Annotated in this window: 1 protein-coding gene; it reads left to right on the top strand. The window is 66.8% G+C overall.

Annotated elements, in window-relative coordinates; translation table 11 throughout:
* Nucleotides 1-77 precede the first annotated feature (77 nt).
* Nucleotides 78-1,121, top strand: coding sequence for an IS110 family RNA-guided transposase (locus ME121_RS32725; protein ID WP_059410333.1), 1,044 nt, complete (start codon nt 78-80; stop codon nt 1,119-1,121).
* Nucleotides 1,122-1,387: the final 266 nt, after the last annotated feature.

Raw genomic sequence — 1,387 nt, 5'->3', positions numbered from 1 at the left:
AGATGGGGTATTCGGGGTGCCTCGCGCAGCGGAAGCGGCGGCATGATGGCGCTTCGATCCAATCCCGGAGCCCCACCATGAGCGAGCAGCACCACGTCGGCCTCGATGTCTCCGTGAAGGAGACCGCAATCTGCATCATCGATCCCCATGGTAAGGTCGTGCACCGGGCCACCGTCGAGAGCCATCCCGAGGTGATCGGCCGGCACCTGATCGACCTCGGCCACAGCTACGCGCGTGTCGGCCTGGAGGCGGGACCGCTCTCACCGTGGCTCTACGCCGGCCTGGTCGAAGCCGGACTGCCGGCGATCTGCGTCGAGACCCGCCACATGCATGCGGCCCTCTCGGCCCGCATCAACAAGACCGACCGCAACGACGCGATGGGCATAGCCCAGATGATGCGGGTCGGCCTGTTCAAGCCGGTCCACGTCAAAACGCCGGCCAGCCAGCAACGCCGGCTGCTCCTGACCTCGCGCAAGCTGCTTCAGCGCAAGGCTTACGACATCGAGAGCGACCTGCGCGGCCAACTGCGCAACTTCGGCCTCAAAGTCGGTGTCGTGGGGGCTGCCGGTTTCGAGCAGCGCGTACGCGACCTCGTGCTCGATCTGCCCTTCGTCGCGGCCGTGGTCCTGCCGCTGCTGGAGGCGCGCTCGGCGCTGCGGACCCAACTGGCCAAGCTGCACAAAATGCTGCTGGACCAGGTCCGCACCGACCCGGTCTGCCGGCGCTTGATGACCGCGCCCGGCGTCGGGCCGGTCGTGGCGTTGACCTACCGTACCTGCGTCGACAACCCAGCCCGCTTCGGACGATCGCAATGCGTCGGGGCGCATTATGGTCTGACGCCGCGGCTCTACCAGTCCGGCGAGACGATGCGGGTCGGCCGAGTCTCGAAGTGCGGCGACACGATGATGCGTGCCGCGCTCTACGAGGCCGCGCTCGTGCTGCTGACTGGCCCTCGGGTTCGATGGTCCTCGCTGAAGGTCTGGGGGCTGGCTGTGGCCAAGCGCAGAGGCATGCAGAAGGCCCTCGTGGCCGTCGCCCGCAAGCTGGCGATCGTGCTGCATCGCATGTGGCGCGACGAGAAGGATTTCCGCTGGTCGACCGAAGCCGCGACGGCGGCCTGAAGCTTACGGATCAGCATCACGTAACACCGAGCTCCTCCGGCGTGGAGGAGGTCCCTGTGGGGACGACGGGAGCGGGTGAGACCGAGGAAACTCGAGCGTCGGTTCTGCCGAGCGCGCGGCTTAGATGGATCCGCCCACTCCCTCTAACCCCATCATGAGGCGGCACCGGCCGACCTCGGAGAGAAGCAAGAGCTCCACAGGGCCGATCACGCGTCGAACCAGGATGCGCACGAAAGGGCGTTGACCGATGAACCCCGAATAGAGAA

The organism is Methylobacterium sp. ME121, assembly GCF_000974725.1.
Taxonomy (GTDB): domain Bacteria; phylum Pseudomonadota; class Alphaproteobacteria; order Rhizobiales; family Beijerinckiaceae; genus Methylobacterium; species Methylobacterium radiotolerans.
Note: the sequence above shows the minus strand (reverse complement) of the source record. Positions and strands in the feature narration are given on the sequence as shown.